General features: G+C 66.9%; 18 protein-coding genes. 13 read left to right on the top strand and 5 right to left on the bottom strand.

Annotated elements, in window-relative coordinates; genetic code table 11:
- Position 1 precedes the first annotated feature (1 nt).
- Both AWC31_RS21845 and AWC31_RS21840 read right to left on the bottom strand, forming a co-directional pair.
- Entirely contained in the window at positions 2 to 1018 is a 1017-nt protein-coding gene (locus AWC31_RS21845) for an agmatine deiminase family protein (RefSeq protein WP_085146064.1), read from the bottom strand.
- Positions 1015 to 1998, bottom strand: coding sequence for a nitrilase-related carbon-nitrogen hydrolase (locus AWC31_RS21840; RefSeq protein WP_067848088.1), 984 nt, complete (start codon positions 1996 to 1998; stop codon positions 1015 to 1017). Before AWC31_RS21840 ends, AWC31_RS21845 begins: the two co-directional genes overlap by 4 nt.
- A gap of 90 nt (positions 1999 to 2088) precedes the next feature.
- Between AWC31_RS21840 and AWC31_RS21835 the strand changes: the two genes are divergently transcribed.
- The 12 genes from AWC31_RS21835 to AWC31_RS21780 all read left to right on the top strand — a co-directional run bounded on the left by AWC31_RS21835 (position 2089) and on the right by AWC31_RS21780 (position 13361).
- On the top strand, positions 2089 to 2691 hold the full coding sequence (locus AWC31_RS21835) for a TetR/AcrR family transcriptional regulator C-terminal domain-containing protein (RefSeq protein ID WP_085146063.1): 603 nt from the start codon (positions 2089 to 2091) through the stop codon (positions 2689 to 2691).
- Positions 2692 to 2700: 9 nt separating this feature from the next.
- Complete coding sequence (locus AWC31_RS21830) at positions 2701 to 3405, top strand: maleylpyruvate isomerase family mycothiol-dependent enzyme (RefSeq protein WP_085146062.1); 705 nt, start codon at positions 2701 to 2703, stop codon at positions 3403 to 3405.
- Between the two features lie 146 nt (positions 3406 to 3551).
- Complete coding sequence (locus tag AWC31_RS21825; RefSeq protein ID WP_085146061.1) at positions 3552 to 4667, top strand: YeiH family protein; 1116 nt, start codon at positions 3552 to 3554, stop codon at positions 4665 to 4667.
- Positions 4668 to 4683: 16 nt separating this feature from the next.
- On the top strand, positions 4684 to 5637 hold the full coding sequence (locus AWC31_RS21820) for an ABC transporter substrate-binding protein (protein WP_085146060.1): 954 nt from the start codon (positions 4684 to 4686) through the stop codon (positions 5635 to 5637).
- 444 nt (positions 5638 to 6081) lie between these two features.
- Complete coding sequence (locus AWC31_RS21815; protein WP_067848100.1) at positions 6082 to 6765, top strand: queuosine precursor transporter; 684 nt, start codon at positions 6082 to 6084, stop codon at positions 6763 to 6765.
- A 74-nt stretch (positions 6766 to 6839) separates the two neighbouring features.
- On the top strand, positions 6840 to 7514 hold the full coding sequence (locus AWC31_RS21810; protein ID WP_085146059.1) for a 5-oxoprolinase subunit B family protein: 675 nt from the start codon (positions 6840 to 6842) through the stop codon (positions 7512 to 7514).
- A gap of 9 nt (positions 7515 to 7523) precedes the next feature.
- Entirely contained in the window at positions 7524 to 8435 is a 912-nt protein-coding gene (locus AWC31_RS21805) for a 5-oxoprolinase/urea amidolyase family protein (protein WP_085146058.1), read from the top strand.
- A 9-nt stretch (positions 8436 to 8444) separates the two neighbouring features.
- Positions 8445 to 9020: a GNAT family N-acetyltransferase gene (locus AWC31_RS21800; protein WP_067848111.1), complete on the top strand. Its 576-nt coding sequence runs from the start codon at positions 8445 to 8447 to the stop codon at positions 9018 to 9020.
- A 99-nt stretch (positions 9021 to 9119) separates the two neighbouring features.
- Positions 9120 to 10535, top strand: coding sequence for a nitrate/nitrite transporter (locus AWC31_RS21795; RefSeq protein WP_085146057.1), 1416 nt, complete (start codon positions 9120 to 9122; stop codon positions 10533 to 10535).
- Between the two features lie 34 nt (positions 10536 to 10569).
- Complete coding sequence (locus AWC31_RS21790; RefSeq protein WP_085146056.1) at positions 10570 to 11730, top strand: uroporphyrinogen-III synthase; 1161 nt, start codon at positions 10570 to 10572, stop codon at positions 11728 to 11730.
- Entirely contained in the window at positions 11727 to 12449 is a 723-nt protein-coding gene (locus AWC31_RS21785) for a sirohydrochlorin chelatase (RefSeq protein WP_085146055.1), read from the top strand. Before AWC31_RS21790 ends, AWC31_RS21785 begins: the two co-directional genes overlap by 4 nt.
- 681 nt (positions 12450 to 13130) lie before the next feature.
- Positions 13131 to 13361 (top strand): helix-turn-helix domain-containing protein, encoded by a 231-nt coding sequence (locus tag AWC31_RS21780; protein ID WP_067848124.1) that lies wholly within the window; start codon positions 13131 to 13133, stop codon positions 13359 to 13361.
- On the opposite strand, the gene nirD is transcribed toward AWC31_RS21780, so the two are convergent.
- From nirD to AWC31_RS21765, 3 genes are all read right to left on the bottom strand, one after another.
- Positions 13362 to 13733 (bottom strand): nitrite reductase small subunit NirD, encoded by a 372-nt coding sequence (gene nirD, locus AWC31_RS21775; RefSeq protein ID WP_085146054.1) that lies wholly within the window; start codon positions 13731 to 13733, stop codon positions 13362 to 13364.
- Positions 13730 to 16309 carry a nitrite reductase large subunit NirB gene (gene nirB / locus AWC31_RS21770; RefSeq protein ID WP_085146053.1) on the bottom strand — a complete coding sequence of 860 codons (2580 nt, stop codon included), beginning with the start codon at positions 16307 to 16309 and terminating at the stop codon, positions 13730 to 13732. The genes nirD and nirB overlap by 4 nt, the downstream gene beginning before the upstream one ends.
- Before the next feature lie 115 nt (positions 16310 to 16424).
- Positions 16425 to 17837, bottom strand: a complete 1413-nt coding sequence (locus AWC31_RS21765) for an aminotransferase-like domain-containing protein (protein WP_085146052.1) — start codon at positions 17835 to 17837, stop codon at positions 16425 to 16427.
- Here AWC31_RS21765 and AWC31_RS21760 point away from each other — a divergent pair.
- On the top strand, positions 17836 to 18744 hold the full coding sequence (locus AWC31_RS21760; RefSeq protein ID WP_085146051.1) for a DMT family transporter: 909 nt from the start codon (positions 17836 to 17838) through the stop codon (positions 18742 to 18744). The genes AWC31_RS21765 and AWC31_RS21760 overlap by 2 nt on opposite strands.
- The last annotated feature ends 44 nt before the right edge of the window (positions 18745 to 18788 follow it).

The raw sequence follows: 18788 nt of genomic DNA, 5'->3' as shown, positions 1-18788 counted from the left end.
ACTAACTCCGGGTGGTTATCGGGGATGGTTGTTGTTGGGTGATGCAGTGGATTCCGCCGCCACGCGCGAACAGCGGGCGGGCGTCGACACTGACCACTTCCCGGCCCGGGTACTGCTCGGCCAAGATCGCCACCGCGTCGGCATCACGTGGATCGTCGAAACTGCAGGCGATCACGCCACCGTTGACCACCAGATGGTTGATGTAGCTGTAATCGACGTACCCCTCGGCGTCGGTGAGAGTCGCGGGAGCCGGCATGTCGACGACGTCGAACCGGTCCTCGAGAACGGACCGAATCTCCTTGGACACCACGTTGTCCGGGTGCTGTTCGTCCTGCTGGGTGTGCAGCAGAAGCCGACCCGGCTGAGTGAAGGCCGCGACGATGTCGACGTGTCCACGCGTTCCGAACCGCTGACTGTCGCGGGTCAACCCCCGCGGTAACCACACCACATCGGTCGCGCCGATGGTGCGCGCCAACTCCGCCTCGACGTCGGCCTTGGTGGCCGTCGGATTGCGGCCGGGATCCAATTGCACAGTCTCGGTGACGAGTACGGTGCCCTCACCATCGACCTGGATACCGCCGCCTTCGTTGACGAGGGGCGATGGCACCAACTCGACCCCGGCCAGCTCCGCTACGGTGGCGCCGATCTTGGCGTCGCGATCCCAGCGCGCCCAGTCCTGGCCGCCCCACCCGTTGAACACCCAGTCGACCGCGGCCACCGATCCGTCGGCGGCGTGCACGAAGGTCGGGCCGATATCGCGCATCCAGGCGTCGTTCAGTGGCGCTTCGACCAGCTCGACCTGTTGGGACACATATTGTTTCGCAGCGTTCATCTCGGCGGGGTCGACGAGCATCGTCACCGGCTCGAACTGGACGATCGCATGTGCGACCGCAGCCCAGGTGGACCGTGCCTCGTGCTGCTCCTGCTCGGTGTCACCCAGGGAGTAGCCCTCACAGGGAAAGGCCATCCACACCCGATCCTGCGGCACGCCCTCGGCGGCCATGACGTATCGGGTCATTTGACGACCGCGGTGGCCGCATGGCCGGCGCCGTACGGACGGGACGGGTCGACCGGTGCGGTCAGCGGTCCGTAGCTGTCGGGGCGACGCGTGAGCAGGAACGGGAACAGCTCGAGCCAGTCCCGCCGCTGATCGAGGTCGAGATCGGCGACCAGTACCGCTTCCTCGTCGCGCGGTGCCTGCACGAGGACGCGGCCGTACGGGTCGGAGATGAACGACGACCCGTAGAAGGAGACCGTGCCCTCGTCGCCAGTTCTGTTGGGCACCACCATGAACAGGCCGCTGCTGATTCCATTGGCGACGATCACCTGCTGCCACAACGGCTGGGTGTCGAACGCGGGGAACACGGGCTCCGAGCCGATCGCGGTCGGATACACGACGATTTCCGCACCACCCAGCGAGTAGTTGCGCGCCACCTCGGGGAACCATTCGTCCCAGCAGGTCGGCATGCCTAGGCGGGCACCCAGGCCCTCGGGGTTGTAGACAGGGTACGGATTGTCGTCAGCTGGGCCGGGCCGGAAGTAAGTGTCCTCGTAGTAACCCGCCGAGATCGGGATATGCATCTTGCGCGTGCGTCCGACGAGTTCGCCGGACGGCGAGACCAGGATGGCCGTGTTGTAGCCGAGACCGTCTGCTGCGGGCGCCTTTTCATACAGCGATGCGTGCACGAAGATGCCGTTGGCGCGCGCGGCTTCGGCAGCGAGCGCGAAGGTCGGCCCGCCGGTCAGATCCTCGGCGTGGTCGCCCGGGTTGGGGCCCGCCGGCGTATCTGCCGGGTAGCGCAACAGCGTGATCTCGGGAAGAAACACCGCGGTGGCACCCGCGCCTGCGGCGCGGTCGATGCCCTCACGCAGCACTTTGGCCAGCTCGTCGGCGTCCGGGCGCCAACGGTGTTGCACGAGCCCTACTCGCAGCGGCGGCCGCTGAGACGCAGTGGTACGCGACAGCGGTTCGGGCGCGGTGGCCGTCAGGGTGATCATCAGACTCCTAAAACGAATGCAGTTCGTTTATTGTGTGATGAGGACCACCGTGTTGTAAAGCGGTGGGACGAAAACTAGGGGGAACCGGCCATGGGACGTCCGTCGATACCGATCCTGTCGTCAGACCGGATTGCTTCTGCAGCATTGGATTTGGTGAGCGCGACCGGCGGGTTCACCATCCCGGAGCTGGCCCGCAAGCTCAAGGTCAGCCCGTCGTCGCTGTACAACCATGTGTCCGGGCGTGAACAGATCGTCGAGCTCCTGCGCGAGCGCGCGATGTCAGACGTGGATCTGCCTGATATCGACGCCGACCGGCCCTGGGCCGACATCGTGGCCGATGTCATGCGCTCATACCGGCGCAGTTTTGCTCGCTATCCGCGGCTGATACCGCTGCTCACCCTCTACGCCGTGAACAGCACTCAGGCGTTCACGATGTACAACGCGCTTGCCGTCACGCTGGCCCGGGCCGGTTTCGATCCCGCCGACACCCTGCGGATCATCACGATGTTCGACAATTACGTCCTCGGCTCCGCGCTGGACCTCGCCGCGCCGGAGGAACCCTGGGAATCGGGTGCCGAAGTCGGACCCGAGCTCGCGGCGGCGTTGGCCACCGGCGCGCCCAAGCCCGCGCGCGCCGACGATGCGTTCGAATTCGGCCTTGCCGTGCTGCTACGGGGACTGGCCGAACCGTAATCTGCACGGGTGGACCACAACGAGTTTCTGAGCCGGCTGCACACCGACCTGATGGCGATAGAAGCAGTCGCGCTGGCCGAGGGCGGTGACCTCGGCCGACCGGTTCCCACGTGCCCGGGATGGACCGTCGCCGACCTGCTCGGCCATCTGTGGTCGGTCGAGGGCTGGGTCCGCGAGATCCTGCGCACCCGCGAGGTGGCGCAAGAGCGTGAACCGGCCGCCGACCCGACGCGGGCCGTCGCCGATTTCGTCGACGGCATCCCGGATTACCTGACCGCGATGCGGGCCATCAGCCCCGAGGAAGCGTGCTGGAACTTCGGGCCGCCGCCCCGGCTGGCCGGGTTCTGGGGCCGCCGCCAAGCGCACGAGCACGCGATACATCGCGTGGACCTCATCACCGCCTTGGGAAGCGACCCGCTCCTATTCGATCCGGCGTTCGCCGCCGACGGGGTGGACGAGGTGCTGTCGGTGTTCTATCCACGCCAGGTCCGATTCGGCCGCACCGAACCGATCGCCACACCGATCCAGTTCTGCGCCAACGACACTGGCGACAAATGGACCCTCGGAGACGGGGAACCGGTCGCGACGGTGACCTCCGACGCCGCCACGCTCTACCTCGGCCTGTGGAAACGGATCGACCTCCTCGACAGGTCGGAGATCGACGGCGATGACGGCGCGGCACGGGCGGCGCTGACACACGCGCTCACGCCCTAGATCGATTCGCCCTGATCGCAACCGTTCCCGCGCCGCGTTTCGGCGCCTAGCGTGTCGCGCGTGAACGAGGACTGGCTGGCCGTTTTAGTCGGCCTTGCCCTGCTGGCACTGATACTGGCCGGAGCCATTCCAGGCGGTGTGATCCCGTGACCGAGCAGCGCACCGATGAGCGGTCAACGGAACGATCGTTCGGAGTCGGATACGCGGTCGCCGGCGTACTTCTCGTAGTCGCACTCGGCGCGGCGACACGCTTCCTCGAAGCCCAGGTGCCCCAGTGGGCTGAGAGCACACCGTTCGCGAAGGTGGCCAAGTCCATCGAGTTCCCGGTTTACGCAATCGCTTTGGGTCTCGTCGGAAATGCCGTTCTCGCCAAGCTCGCGTTGCGCGACGCACTGTCCCAAGGCTTCCGCACCGAGTTCTTCATCAAGACCGGTCTTGTGTTGCTGGGAGCCTCGGTCAACCTCAAAGTGCTCGTGACCGCCGCTGGCCCGGCGATCATCCAAGCACTGCTGCTGATTTCGATCGTATTCGGGTTCACGTGGTGGTTGGGCGGCAAGCTGGGCCTGGAGGACAAACTGCGGGCCCTACTCGCATCCGCGGTGTCCATCTGCGGCGTCAGCGCGGCCATCGCCGCCGCGGGAGCGGTACAGGCGAAAAAGGAACAGTTGGCGTACGCCGCGTCGCTTGTCATCGCCTTCGCGCTGCCATCGATCTTCCTGCTGCCGTGGTTGGCGGACGTCTTCGGGCTGTCTGATGCCGTGGCAGGCGCGTGGATCGGTGGCAACATCGACACCACTGCGGCAGTCGCCGCTGCGGGCGCGCTCGCCGGCGAGGAGGCGCTACAGATCGCCACGATCGTGAAAACCACACAGAACGCGCTCATCGGAATCGTGGCGATCGCACTGACCGCATACTTCGCATTGAAGGTTGAGCGCAGATCGGCCGCTGACGCGCGACCGTCCGCCCACGAATTCTGGGACCGCTTCCCGAAATTCGTCCTCGGCTTCATAGCCGCATCGATCATCGGCACGCTGTATCTGCAGTACGCGAGCGATGGCAAGGCGGCGATCGCAACCGTCAACGACCTGCGCACCTGGTTCCTGATCTTCGCGTTCGTCTCCATCGGACTCGAGTTCTCGCTTCGGGGTCTGCGGGAAGCGGGCTGGCGACCGGTCGCGGTGTTCGCATCGGCGACGATCGTCAACATCGTCGTCGCACTCGGACTCGCCGCGGTGCTCTTCGGCACCTTCACGACCGGGTAACAGTTAATCTGGCGAAGTGCCGACAACCTTGTCACGGCGTGGGTTTCTGGCGGTCACCGCCGGGATGGCGCTCGTTGCCGCGTGTGGTTCGCAAAAGCCCGGCGAAGTTGCCAAAGACGGATCGGTGACCGTTCGCCACATCTTCGGCGAGACGAAGATCCCGGCGCCACCGCAGCGGGTCGTCAGCGCCGGCTTCACCGAGCAGGACGATCTACTCGCCCTCGGCGTCGTCCCGATCGCGGTGACCGACTGGTTCGGTGGTGAACCGTTCGCGGTGTGGCCGTGGGCCCAGCCCAAACTGGCAGGCGCTCAGCCGACCGTGCTGAGCCTCGCCGACGGCGTCCAGGTCGACCAGATCGCAGCGCTCAAACCCGATCTGATCGTCGCGACCAACGCCGGCCTGGATGCCGACACGTACGCCAAACTCTCCGCGATCGCGCCGACCATCGCGCAGTCCGGACGCGACGCGTTCTTCGAACCCTGGAAAGACCAGGCCACGATCATCGGCCAGGCCGTGTTCAAGAACGACGAGATGTCGGGACTCATCAAGGGCGTCGACGAGAAGTTCGCGGCCGTGGCGTCCAACAACCCGCAGTTCACCGGAAAGAAGGCGGTGTTGCTGGGCGGCACGCTGTATCGCGACAGCCTGCAGGCCCGGCCACCCGGGTGGCGCACCGAGTTCCTCACACAGATGGGCCTCACCGCCCCCGACGTGCCCGCCCTCATACCGCGCGATCAGTGGGCATCCGTGCTCGACACCGCCGATGTACTGATCTGGACCACCGAAAGCGACCAGGAGCGCGACGCCCTGCTCGCCGATCCCACGATCGCGCAGTTGAAGGCCACCCTGGGTGACCGCAACGTCTTCACCACCAAGGAGCTCGCGGGCGCGATCGCGTTCGCGTCGCCACTGTCGTATCCGGTCGTCGCCGACCAGTTGCCGCCTCTTCTGTCGCTCGTACTGGGTTAGCCGCCCGCGCGCTGAGCGGACGTGGTATCGGTCTGCCCGGCTACGAGCGACAATGTCGCGGAAACCGACTCACCTGCCCCACTGGCACCGTCGGCCGCTCTGGTCAAATCACATGCAGCACACAAGTATCGTCTCGCCGCATTGGCCTCTGCAATAACGCGCCCGAATGCGCGCGACTTTGTCGCTGATAGGTGGGCAGCGGAAATCGCGTGACCGAAGAGGCCGACGGGGCCAGAGTGACAGGTGCGATCGTCGGCGTGGGGCTCAAGCGAATGGTGTTGCGCACGAGGCTTTTTCAGCGACATTGTCGCTATTATGCGGGCGGGATGGCACCTGGCCCCAACAGTGCTACGACGCGACGTAATCGAGCGCCGAGTAGCGCCAGACCGGCGAGGCCAACCACCGCGCTGGCCCGAGTCCGCGGCCGACTGACAAGATTGCCCGGTGACAAGCACCCAGGAACACGAGCACCGCGGTACGGCGATCATCGGTTCGGCCTACTATCCGACGCTCGTCGCAGTGTTCACGGCCCTGGTGCTGATCTCCAATGTCGCGGCGACCAAGGGCGTCGCGTTCGGCCCGTTGCTCACCGACGGCGGCTTCATCGTTTTCCCGCTCACGTACGTGATCGGCGACGTGCTGAGTGAGGTGTACGGCTTCAAGGCCGCGAGCCGCGCGATCCTCATCGGATTCGCCATGCAGGCCCTGGCGGTGGTGGTGCTGTGGACCACCGTGCGCCTGCCCGCCGCACCCGACTATGCGAACCAGGACGCGCTGGCCACCACCGTGGAGTCGATCACCGGCCTGGCCGCGGCAGGCCTGGCCGGGTTCCTCTCCGGCCAGCTGGTGAACGCGGCGATCGTGGTGATGATCAAACAGCGCACCAAGGAGCGGCACCTGTGGGCGCGCCTGCTGGGCTCGACCGTGGTCGGGCAGTTCGCCGACACGCTGGTGTTCTGCGCGATCGCCGCACCGATCATCGGATTCGGCAACATGGGCTCCTTCGCGGTCTACGCCGCGATCGGCTGGATCTACAAGACCGTGATCGAGGCCGTCCTGCTCCCCGTGACCTACCGCGTGATCGCTGTCATCAAGCGCCGTGAGCCCACCTATCAGCTCGCTGTGTGAGGCTTCGATAAGGCAGCTCTGGCAACCTTCACAAACCCGTGTTGTTATTAGCTACTCGCGGGTAGTTTCATGCCATGAGTGTGGCATCGGATTTGATGGACGCACGGGGCGCGGAAACCGGCCCCGGTACTCCACATGACTATGGCGACCAGGCGCTGCTGCTTGAGTTCGCAAGTACCGCCGAGGTTTTGGCCTGGACGGACACGCTGCGGGAGGCCGGCCTGCCAGGGGTGATGGACATCGTCCCGGCTTCCCGGACGATCCTGATCAAGCTGGACGGGCACCGGTACCAGGCGCCGACACGGCAGCGGCTGAGCAAGCTGCAGCTACAACCGGACGCACTGGCCGGGCCACCGGCGGACGACCGGGTGGACATCACCATCGACGTGGTCTACGACGGCGCCGACCTGCATGACGTCGCGGAACTGACCGGGCTGACGCCGGCACAGGTGATCGCGGCTCACACCGGGAGCCCGTGGCGGGTCGGTTTCAGCGGGTTCGCGCCCGGCTTCGCCTACCTCGTCGACGGCGACGAACGGCTGCGGGTTCCCCGCCGCGCCGAACCGCGCACCAACGTGCCCGCCGGGGCCGTCGGGCTGGCCGGCGAGTTCAGCGGGATCTACCCGCGCAAGTCCCCGGGTGGCTGGCAGCTGATCGGCCACACCGACGCAGTGCTGTTCGACGTGAATCGAGACAGCCCGGCGCTGCTCACCCCCGGCATGTGGGTGCAGTTCCGGGCGATCGGTTAGGAGGCTCAGATGACCACCACATTGGAAGTCCTGCGCACCGGACCATTGGCGTTGGTCGAGGATCTCGGCCGGCCCGGCTTGGCGCACATGGGCGTCAGCCGTTCCGGCGCAGCCGACCGGCGGTCGCACACGTTGGCCAATCGCCTCGTCGCCAATCCCGGTGAGCGTGCCACGATCGAGGTCACGTTCGGCGGATTCTCGGCCCGCGTACGGGGCGGCGACGTCGCGATCGCCGTCACCGGAGCGGACACCGATCCGGCGGTGAACGGAGTTCCATTCGGCATCAACAGCATTCATCACGTCCACGACGGCGAGGTAATCTCGCTGGGCGCCCCGCATTCGGGTCTGCGCAGCTACCTCGCGGTGCGCGGAGGTATCGCCGTCGAACCGATTCTCGGCTCCCGCAGCTACGACGTGATGTCGGCGATCGGCCCGGCACCGCTGCGGCCCGGCGACGTGTTGCCGGTCGGTGAGCACACCGACGAGTTCCCCGAGCTCGACCAGGCGCCGGTGGCCGCGATCAGCGAGGACATCGTCGAACTCCGGGTGGTGCCCGGGCCACGTGACGACTGGTTCGTCGACCCCGACATCCTCACTCGCACCAACTGGCTCGTCACCAACCGCAGCGACCGAGTCGGGATGCGGCTGGTGGGAATGCCGATGGACTATCGGTGGCCAGATCGGCAGCTGCCGAGCGAGGGGGCGACCAGAGGTGCAATTCAGGTACCGCCCAACGGCTTTCCGGTGATTCTGGGGCCGGACCATCCGGTCACCGGCGGTTACCCCGTGATCGGTGTCGTCATCGACGAGGACATCGACAAACTGGGACAGGTGCGTCCCGGACAGACGGTCCGATTGCACTGGGCCTACCCGCGTCAACCTTTCGAGGTTAGTCAAGACACTTACGCGGAGCGCTGGTAAAACAAGAGTGTGGTCTCCCCGAATACCTACGCTCCTCACGTGCGCGGGGTTCTCCATACTGCACGCCTGGTCCACACCTCCGACCTCGACCACGAGACCCGCGAGGGCGCGCACCAGATGGTCATCGACGCGTTCGACGGTGATTTCACGGATGCCGACTGGGAGCACTCGCTCGGCGGCATGCATGCGCTGATCTGCCACCATGGTGCGCTCATCGCGCACGGTGCCGTTGTTCAACGCCGGATGCTGTACCGCGATATCGCCCTGCGATGCGGCTACATCGAGGGCGTGGCGGTCCGCGAGGACTGGCGCGGCCAGGGGCTGGGCACCGCCGTAATGGATGCCTTGGAACAAGTGCTGCGCGGGGCCTATCAGCTCGGCGCGCTGAGCGCCTCGGACGTCGGCCGGCAGATGTACACCTCTCGTGGCTGGTTGCCATGGCAGGGGCCGACGTCGGTGCTCGCGCCCTCGGGCCTGGTTCGGACCGCCGAGGACGACGGCGGCGTGTTCGTGCTGCCGATGGGCATCGAATTGGACACCACCGCGGCGATCGCCTGCGACTGGCGCGACGGCGACGTCTGGTAAATCGGCCTCACACCCGACGTGATGACCCGGTGAGGGGAAGTTCACGGCCGGGTCACCGCGGGCAGCTTTCGGGCAATAAACGCTTTCTAGCGTTTCCTCATGCCCAATCTGTTGAAGTCGAACCGCATCACCAACTGGGATCCCGAGGACACGGTCGCGTGGGAGGCCGGAAACAAGTTCGTCGCGCGTCGCAATTTGATCTGGTCGGTGTTCGCAGAGCACATCGGCTTCTCGATCTGGTCCATCTGGTCGGTGATGGTGCTGTTCATGCCCGAGGCGGTGTACGGCTTCTCCGCCGGTGACAAGTTCCTGCTCGGCGCCACCGCCACGCTGGTGGGTGGCTGCCTGCGGATCCCCTACACGCTGGCCACCGCCACCTTCGGTGGCCGCAACTGGACGGTGTTCTCGGCGTTCGTCCTGGTGGTGCCGACCACCATGACCCTCGTGCTGATGGCCAACCCCGGCCTGCCGCTGTGGCCGTACCTGCTGTGCGCGGCGCTCGCGGGCTTCGGCGGGGGCAACTTCGCCTCGTCGATGACCAACATCAACGCCTTCTACCCGCAGCGGCTCAAAGGCTGGGCGTTGGGGCTCAACGCGGGCGGCGGCAACATCGGCGTGCCGATGATCCAGCTCGTCGGCCTGCTCGTGATCGCGACCGCGGGCAACCGGGCGCCGTACTGGGTGTGCGCGATCTACCTCGTGGCCCTGGCCGTCGCAGGCATCGGCGCGGCGCTGTACATGGACAACCTCGAGCAGCACAAGATCGACCTCGGCGCGATGAAAGCCATTCTCTCCGAGCGGGATACGTGGGTCATCTCGTTGCTCTACATCGGGACGTTCGGCTCGTTCATCGGATTCGCGTTCGCATTCGGCCAGGTGCTGCAGATCAACTTCGCCGCGGGCGGCCAGACTCCGGCGCAGGCCTCGCTGCACGCCGCCCAGATCGCGTTCATCGGGCCGCTGCTCGGATCGCTGTCGCGGGTTTACGGCGGCAAGCTCGCCGACCGGATCGGCGGTGGCCGAGTCACTTTGGCGGTGTTCGGCGGCATGATCCTGGCCGCGGGCCTGCTGGTCGCGATCAGCGTGGTCGACGACCACAGCACCGGCGCGGCGACCGGCCTGATGATGGCCGGCTACGTGATCGGGTTCATCGCCCTGTTCCTGCTGAGCGGGCTGGGCAACGGCTCGGTGTACAAGATGATCCCGTCCATCTTCGAGGCGCGCAGCCACTCGCTGCAGGTCAGCGAGGAAGAGCGGCAGAAGTGGTCGCTGTCGATGTCGGGCGCGTTGATCGGCTTCGCGGGTGCAATCGGCGCCCTGGGCGGCGTCGGCATCAACCTCGCGCTGCGGCAGTCCTACCTGTCGAGCGGATCGGCCACCGCGGCGTTCTGGATCTTCCTGGCGTTCTACGTGCTGGCGTCGGTGGTCACGTGGGTGCGTTACGTCCGTCGCCCGGTTGCGACCCAGGTCACAGTGGACGAATCGCAGCGACACGCCTCAGCAATCGCCGGGTAACGACTTGGAAACACGGCCTGCATACACAGGAACCATGAGTGAGCCCGACTGGGCACCGCTCACCGGTTTTCGGGTGGCGGTGACCTCTTCCCGCCGTGCCGACGAACTGAGTGCGCTGCTCCGCAGGCGGGGTGCGACGGTGACGAGCGCAGCCGCCATCACGATGGTCCCGCTGCCCGACGACGACGAACTGCGTTCGCACACAGAGTCGTTGATCGACCTGCCGCCCGACATCGTGGTCGCCACGACGGGCATCGGGTTTCGGGGCTGGATCGCCGCGGCCGACGGCTGGGGGTTGGCGAACGAGTTGACCGACGCCCTCGGCAAGGCCCGCATCGTGTCCCGTGGCCCGAAGGCCACCGGCGCGCTGCGGGCAGCCGGGCTGCCCGAGGAATGGTCACCGGAGTCGGAGTCCTCGCGTGAGGTCGTACGGTATCTCGTCGAACACGGCGTCGCCGGCCAACGCATCGCCGTCCAGCTGCACGGCGCCACCGACGAGTGGGATCCGTTCCCGGAATTCCTCGACGAACTACGAGAGGCCGGCGCCGAAGTGGTGCCGATCCGGGTGTATCGCTGGCATCCCGCGCCCGCTGACGGGGACTTCGATCAACTGGTGGCCGGCATCGCCGAACGCCGCTTCGACGCCGTCAGCTTCACCTCGGCGCCCGCGGTGGCGTCGGTCCTGATGCGGGCGACCGAGATGGGAATCGCCGACCGGGTGGTGTCGGCCCTGCGCACCGATGTGCACGCGATGTGCGTCGGCCCGGTCACCGCCCGCCCGCTGGTTCGGCTCGGCGTGCCGACGTCGGCGCCCGAACGCATGCGACTGGGCGCCCTCGCCCGTCACATCACCGACGAATTGCCGCTGCTGCAGTCCCGCACGGTGCGGGTGGCCGGCCATGTGCTCGAGATCCGGGGCACATGCGTGCTCGTCGACGGCGTCGTCAAGTCGCTGTCCCCGGCGGCCATGGCGACCATCCGCGCGCTGGCGCATCGACCGGGTGCGGTGGTGTCGCGGTTCGACCTGCTCGGGGCGCTGCCGGGCAGCGGTACCGACACCCACGCCGTCGAGACGGCCGTGCTCCGGCTGCGAACGGCTCTGGGCGACAAGAACATCGTGTCGACTGTGGTGAAGCGGGGCTACCGCCTGGCCGTCGACGACTCCGAGATGAAAGATATGGCGCGGGCGCTATGAGCCTGGTATTGGTCGCACACGGAACCCGCAAGCCCGGCGGCGTCGCGATGATCGGCGATCTGGCCGACCGGGTGGCCGGGCTGCTCGACCGCAGGGTGCACGTCTCGTTCATCGACGTGCTCGGGCCGACCCCCGCAGAGGTACTCGCCACGCTGCCGACGGACCGGCCCGCGGTCCTGGTTCCTGCGTTCCTGGCCGCGGGCTACCACGTCCGCGTCGATGTGCCCGCCCACGTCGCTGCCAGCGGGCATCCGCTGGTCAGCATCACGCCTCCGCTTGGTCCCTGTCTCGGCACCGTTCGGGTCATCGCCGACCGCCTGGTCGAGTCGGGCTGGCGCCCAGGGGATTCGGTGATCCTGGCCGCGGCGGGAACGTCAGACCCGGGCGCGCAGTCCGATCTGCGCCGCACCGCGGCGATGCTGTCAGCCGTTACCGGCGACCGCGTAGAACTGGCCTACGCCGCCACCGGCGCCCCCAGCGTGGCCGACGCCGTCGCGGCGCAACGCCGCCGCAGCGGCGGCGACTCCATCTGCTCCTCGCGTCCGCGCCGCGTAGTTGTTGCTTCCTATTTGCTCGCCGACGGACTTTTCCAGGATCGGCTGCGTGCTTCCGGTGCCGACCTGGTGAGTGACCCACTGGGCACCCATCCGGGCATGGTCAGACTGATCGCGAACCGGTTCCGCCGGGCGGGCGTACTCAGCCTTCCTGCCGCGGCGTGAGCTCACCATTCTGACCGCGTAAGGCACAGCAAACACCGTCAGCAACAGCGCGGCACCGCCGCCGCCGACCGACAGCGCCACACTTCTGCGATCGGTGACCAATCCAGCACACTGTGCGACGTAGTCACTCGTAGCGAACGCCGGCCCCGCCAGGGTGTGCTGGTCGAGGTTGAGCAGATCCTGCTTGGCCGCGACCTCGTAATCGGGGCTGAAAGCGCTGCCACACGGGATGGGTTGCCCCGTCCGATCGACCGCGTTCAGGCCAAGCGGCAGCGCCACAGCAACCAACGCGCCGAGCACTGCCGACGCGCCCAGCAGATTCAGGATCGACCGCCCGAGCATTACTCATCACCCCCGTTCGAAGGTTCCCCCTCGGGTGCGAGTCTAAACATCTCCAGCGAACATCTCTAGTTAGCCAGTTGGGCATCACCCGGCACCGCCACCGTTGTTCAACTGTTGTTCACTTTGGCAAAGATCACGATCAAAACACGGCCTGTGCAGGTGGTTAACTTTGTAACCCAAGTTATTGACGCGCACGTGGCAGATCTCCGAGTGAATAGGCGAGTTGTACTCAGCTATCGTTATGTCGATCGTTGTCCGGAGTGTGCGGGGGTATGGGTAGGTTGCAGGTGACAAGACCGGGCTGCGCAGCGCGTGATAATGGCCAAAACTGCTGTGCCAGTGCCTGACTCAGCACCTGCGGAGCGGCTGCGTCAGAACCTGCTCAGCGCCCTGGAAAGCAGCAAGAAACCCATGTCGACCGCGCAGTTGCGCGACCACATCCACGAGCACTTCCGGGAACCCGTCGTGATCGAGGCGGTGTACCGGAACCTGACGGTTCTCGAACGCCGCGGTGACGTGCGCCGCCGCAAACTTCCTGGTCGTGACGCCCACTGGACACGCGCCGACTGATCAAGCCGCGATCTGGACGATTCCCGCGGATGTGACCCGGGTTCGGTAAACGGGAATCGACACCGCCGCGTCGTCGAGGCAGCTGCCGTCGTCGAACGCGAACGCCTGTTTCTTGATCGGTGACTGCACGGTTGCCCGGCCGCCACGGTCCCCGACGATTCCGCGCGACATCACCGCCGCACCCGAGAACGGGTCGATGTTGCCCACGGCGTGCAACGAACCGTCATCGAGTCGGAACAATGCCGCCTGAGCGCCGTCCGGCAACAACACCGCGACGCCGCGGCACGGCATCAGAAAGTCGTAGCGGCACGCTGTCGTCCACTCCGAAAGGGTTTGCGCATGGGAGTCTTCACGATCGTCGAGCAATGTCATTTCGCCTCCTGGAATCCGCGAACCTTCGGCATCCCGATATCGGTCGCGCCCGGCACCTTGCGGCCGGCGCGCTCGGTGAACGTGATGGTCGGATCGGCCACATCGGGCGCGTTGACGAACGACACGAAACGCGAGAGCTTCTCCGGATCCTCCAGCACGCCCTTCCATTCGCAGGCATAGCCCGCGACGTGGCGCTCCATGGCCGCCTCGAACTCCGACGCCAGGCCGAGGGAATCGTTGCACACGACGTCACGCAGGTGGTCGAGCCCGCCGTCCATGGCCTCCAACCACGGCGCGGTGCGCTGCAGCCGATCCGCGGTACGGATGTAGAACATCAGGAAGCGGTCGATGTAGCGGATCAGCGTCTCGTCGTCGAGGTCGCCGGCCAGTAGCTGCGCGTGCCGCGGCGACATTCCGCCGTTGCCGCACACGTAGAGGTTCCAGCCCTGCTCGGTGGCGATGATGCCGACGTCTTTGCTCTGCGCTTCGGCACATTCGCGCGCGCAGCCCGAGACGGCCATCTTGATCTTGTGCGGGGCACGCAGACCCCGATAGCGCTTCTCGATCTCGACGGCCATGTTCACCGAATCCTGTTGACCGTAGCGGCACCACGTGCTGCCCACGCAGCTCTTCACCGTGCGCAGCGATTTGCCGTACGCGTGGCCGGACTCCATGCCGCCCTCGACCAGCCGCCGCCAGATCTCCGGTAGCTGTTCGACGCGAGCACCGAACATGTCGATCCGCTGCCCGCCGGTGATCTTGGTGTAAAGGTCGAAATCCCTTGCGATCTCGCCGATCAGGATCAGCTGTTCCGGGGTGATCTCACCGCCCGGCGACCGCGGCACCACCGAATAACTGCCGTTCTTCTGGATATTGGCCAGGAAGTGGTCGTTGGAGTCCTGTAGTGAGGCCTGCTCGCCATCCAGGATGTGGTCGGAACTCGTCGAGGCCAGGATCGACGCGATCGTGGGTTTGCAGATGTCGCAACCTTTTCCGGTACCGAACTGCTCGATCAGACCGGAGAACGTGCGGATCTCGGTTGCGCTGATGATCTCGAACAGCTCGGCCCGGGATTGGGTGAAGTGCTCGCACAGCGCCTTGGACTGCTCGACGCCCTCGGCCTCCAGCAACTGCTTGAGCAGCGGCACACAGGATCCGCAGGACGTGCCGGCCAGCGTGCACTTCTTCAGGCCGGCGACATCGGCGCAGCCCCCGCAGATCGCCTCCTTCAAGTCACCCTTGGTCACGTTGTTGCACGAGCAGATCTGCGCGATATCGGGCAATGCGCCGACGCCGAGGGCGGACGCCCCGGCTCCACCTTCAGCCGCCGGTGCGATCAACGACAGTGGGTCGCCGGGCAACTCGCTCGCGACCATCGGGCGCAGCACGCCATAGGCCGACGCGTCGCCCACCAGGATGCCGCCGAGAAGCGTCTTGGCGTCATCCGAGAGAACCAGTTTGGCGTAGGTCTTCTTGACCGGATCGTTGACCACGACGTCCAGGCAGTTGGGCGTGCGCCCCTGGGCGTCACCGAAACTCGCCACATCGACGCCGAGCAGTTTGAGCTTGGTGGACATGTCGGCCTCGGGGAATTCGGCCTCTCCGCCGAGCAGCCGGTCGGCGACGACCTCGGCACTCGTGTAGCCGGGGCCGACCAGGCCGTAACAGCGGCCCTCGATCGCGGCCACCTCACCGATCGCATAGATACTCGGATCGCTTGTGACACAAGACAGATCGGTGAGCACACCGCCGCGTTGGGCGATGTCGAGACCGGCCTGGCGGGCCAGTTCGTCGCGCGGGCGCACACCGGCGGCGAAGACGACCACGCCGGCGTCGATACTGCTGCCGTCATTGAGCGAAAGCCGCACGGAGTCGTCGATGTCGGACTTGCGCAGCGGCTTGTTCCGCTGGACCGGCTGGATGCTCTCGGTGCCGACCCCGGTGTGCACCTCGATACCGAGACCGCGGATCATCCGGTTGAGCAGTGCGCCGCCTGCTGGGTCGAGCTGGGCCGCCATCAGGTGCGGCGACATCTCCAACACATGGGTCGTCAGCCCGAACGCGCGCAACGCGTTGGCGGCTTCCAGGCCGAGCAGCCCGCCGCCGATCACCACGCCGACCGGCGTCTTGGAGTCGACCGCGGCGAGTGCGCCGGCGCGGATGGCATCCAGATCGTCGAGGGTCCGGTAGACGTGGCAGTGCGGCAGGTCGTGGCCCGGCACGGGCGGCACGAACGCGTACGAACCGGTCGCCAGCACGAGGGTGTCGTAGTCGATGGAGTCGCCGTCGGCGGTGCGCACGGTCTTGGCGGCGCGGTCGATCTCGACCACCGCACTGCCGAGCCTCAACTCGACGCGGTCGTCGCCCGCATAGTCGTTGCCCGGAAGCGCCAACCGGGCCCGGTCCCAGTGCTCGGTGTAGCCGGTCAGCCCGACGCGGTCGTAGGCGGCGTCGGCCTCCTCGGACAGGACGGTCACCCGCCAGGTGCCCTGCTCATCCCTGGCCCGCAACGCCTCGACGAAGCGGTGGCCCACCATGCCGTGGCCCACGACGACGACGTTTTTTGTTGACTGCATACGGCGAGGTTAAAAAGCCGATATTGCCGAAATGTCGCGCTGTGTGAAGCGCCCATCACGGTGTGCTCACGGTTTGCCGAACGCACCTGTGAGGTCGCGGGCCGGTGAGGTGCGGCTAGCCGTGCTGGCGCGCGAGGGCCTGCCCGATCACGCGCGCACCCTCGTCGAAACGGGCCGGATCCGGGCCTGAGTAGTTCAACCGCAGGAACGGGCCTGCCGGCTCGGCGGGGAACCATTCCGAACCCGGCGCGACCAGCACCCCGTCGGCTTCGCAATCGCGGGCCAGGCGCTCGAGATCGGTGGCATCGGGCAATCGCAGCCACACGTGCAGCCCACCGCGGGGCACCTGGTCCAAATGCGCGTCGGGGACGTGTTCGTCCAGGCACGAGATCAGGAGGTTGCGGCGGGCTTTCAGCTGTTCGGCCAGATCACGCAGATGGGTGCGCCAGGCCGGTTGCGTCACCACGTCGAGTGCCGCGGCCTGCAACAGCCCGCTGACGTACATCGACTCGGCGCCGCGATCGGCGAGGATGCGCTCACGCGCGGGTCCCCTGGCGATGATCGCCGCCACCCGGATCGACGGCGACACACTCTTGGTCAGCGAACGCAGATAGATGACGTGGCCGCCGTCGTCATGTGCGGCGACCGGGCGCGCGGTCGTGTCGATACCGAAGTCGTGCGCCCAGTCGTCCTCGACGAGAAACGCGCCGTGCTTGCGCACGACGTCGAGCACCTGCTGGGCGCGCTCGGAAGTCCATTGCGCGCCAGTCGGATTCGCGAAGTTGGGTTGCGCGTAGAAGACCCTGGCGCCGGTCTCGGTGAAGGCCCGGGCAAGCTCGTCGGGATCGGGCCCGCTCGTGCCGCTCGGCACCGGAACCAGCCGCACCCCCGCTTGTGCGGCCGCGAGAATCGCACCCCAGTAACTGGGCGATTCGATGAGCAACGGTTGTCCGAACCCGACCAACGCGCGGAACGTCGAGCTGAGCCCGCTCTGGCTGCCGGGCAGGACGATCACGTCGCGCGGTGACGGCGCGCTGACGTTTGCCGGGCTCACCTCGGCGAGCTCCTGCGCGAACCACGCCTGCAATTCCGGCAGGCCCGGCGCAGGCGATCGGTTGAGTGCGGTGTCGCCGCGCGCGGCCCGCGCGACAGCGGCCCGCACGAGGCGTTGCGGCAACAGTTCGCGGTCGGGGTAGCCCGAGTGCAGCCCGATGACGTCGGGGGCGCTGCTGCGCAGGGGTGTCGACAGGACCGGGATGCGGGCGTGCGGAGATCGCAATGCGGCCGTCTGCCAACCGTAATCGGGCGGGCGGGCGGTGCGGACGGCCCGCACGAACGTGCCGACCCCTGGCCGGCTTTCCACCAGACCGAGGCCGCGCAGCGTGCGCATCGCTTTGGCGACCGTGACCGGGCTCGCGTTGTACTGAGCCACCAGCGCCCGGTTGGACGGCAGTTGGGCACCGGACGGTGCGGTGGCGATCCACTGTCGCAGACCGCTGACGATCCGCTCAGTGCTATCGTTATCCATGTTGGATCAGAGTAGCGCTACTACCCAGTCGCGGTCACCGCTATCGCAAGCCGGGCTCTGGTGGGGTTTGCTCGGCGTCACGGCCTTCTCGTTCACAGTCGTGTTCACCCGCGTCGCGGTCGGCGGTTTGTCACCGTTGTTCATCGGTGCCGGACGCGCCGTCGTCGCCGCTCTGCTCGCCACCACCGCGCTCGTCCTGACCAGGCAGGCCCTACCGCGCGGCAGGCAGTGGATACGGCTCGCAGTCGTCGCGGCCGGCATCGTCGCAGGCTTCCCGTTGTTGACGTCGTATGCGCTCACAACCGTGCCCGCCAGTCACGGCGCCGTGGTCATCGCATTGCTGCCCGCGGCGACCGCGGTCGCGGCCGTGCTACGCGGGCACGAGCGTCCACCGCTGGCCTTCTGGGTAGCGGTCGGGATCGGCGCTGTCGCCGCCGTGGTGTTCGCGATGATCCACGGCGGCGGTTTCGGGCATCTGAGCTGGGCCGACCTGTTGCTGTTCGGGGCCGTCGTCGCGGCGGCGATCGGCTACGCCGAGGGCGGGCTGCTCGCGCGTGAACTCGGGGCGTGGCAGACGGTGTCGTGGGCGCTCGTGGTGGCGGCGCCGGTCATGGTCGTGCTGACCGGCGTGTCGGTCATACAGCATCCGCCACACGCCACCGCCAATCAGTGGGCGGCGTTCGCCTACCTCGCCGCGGTCAGCATGTATCTCGGCTTCTTCGCGTGGTACCGCGGCCTGGCGATCGGTCCGATCGCCCAAGTAAGCCAGGTGCAACTCGTCCAGCCCGTGATGACCATCTGCTGGGCGGCGCTGATGCTGCACGAGGGTCTCACCTGGGTGACGGTGCTCGGCGGTGCCGCGGTGATCGCGTCAGCGGGGCTGGCGGTCCGAATCCGGCTCGGATGATCCGCCGAACGAAGCCGGTGGAACCCTCAGCAGTGCATCGACTT

The sequence above is a fragment of the Mycolicibacterium wolinskyi genome, from assembly GCF_002101965.1.
Lineage (GTDB): Bacteria > Actinomycetota > Actinomycetes > Mycobacteriales > Mycobacteriaceae > Mycobacterium > Mycobacterium wolinskyi.
This window is presented reverse-complemented; position numbering and strand designations above follow the sequence as displayed.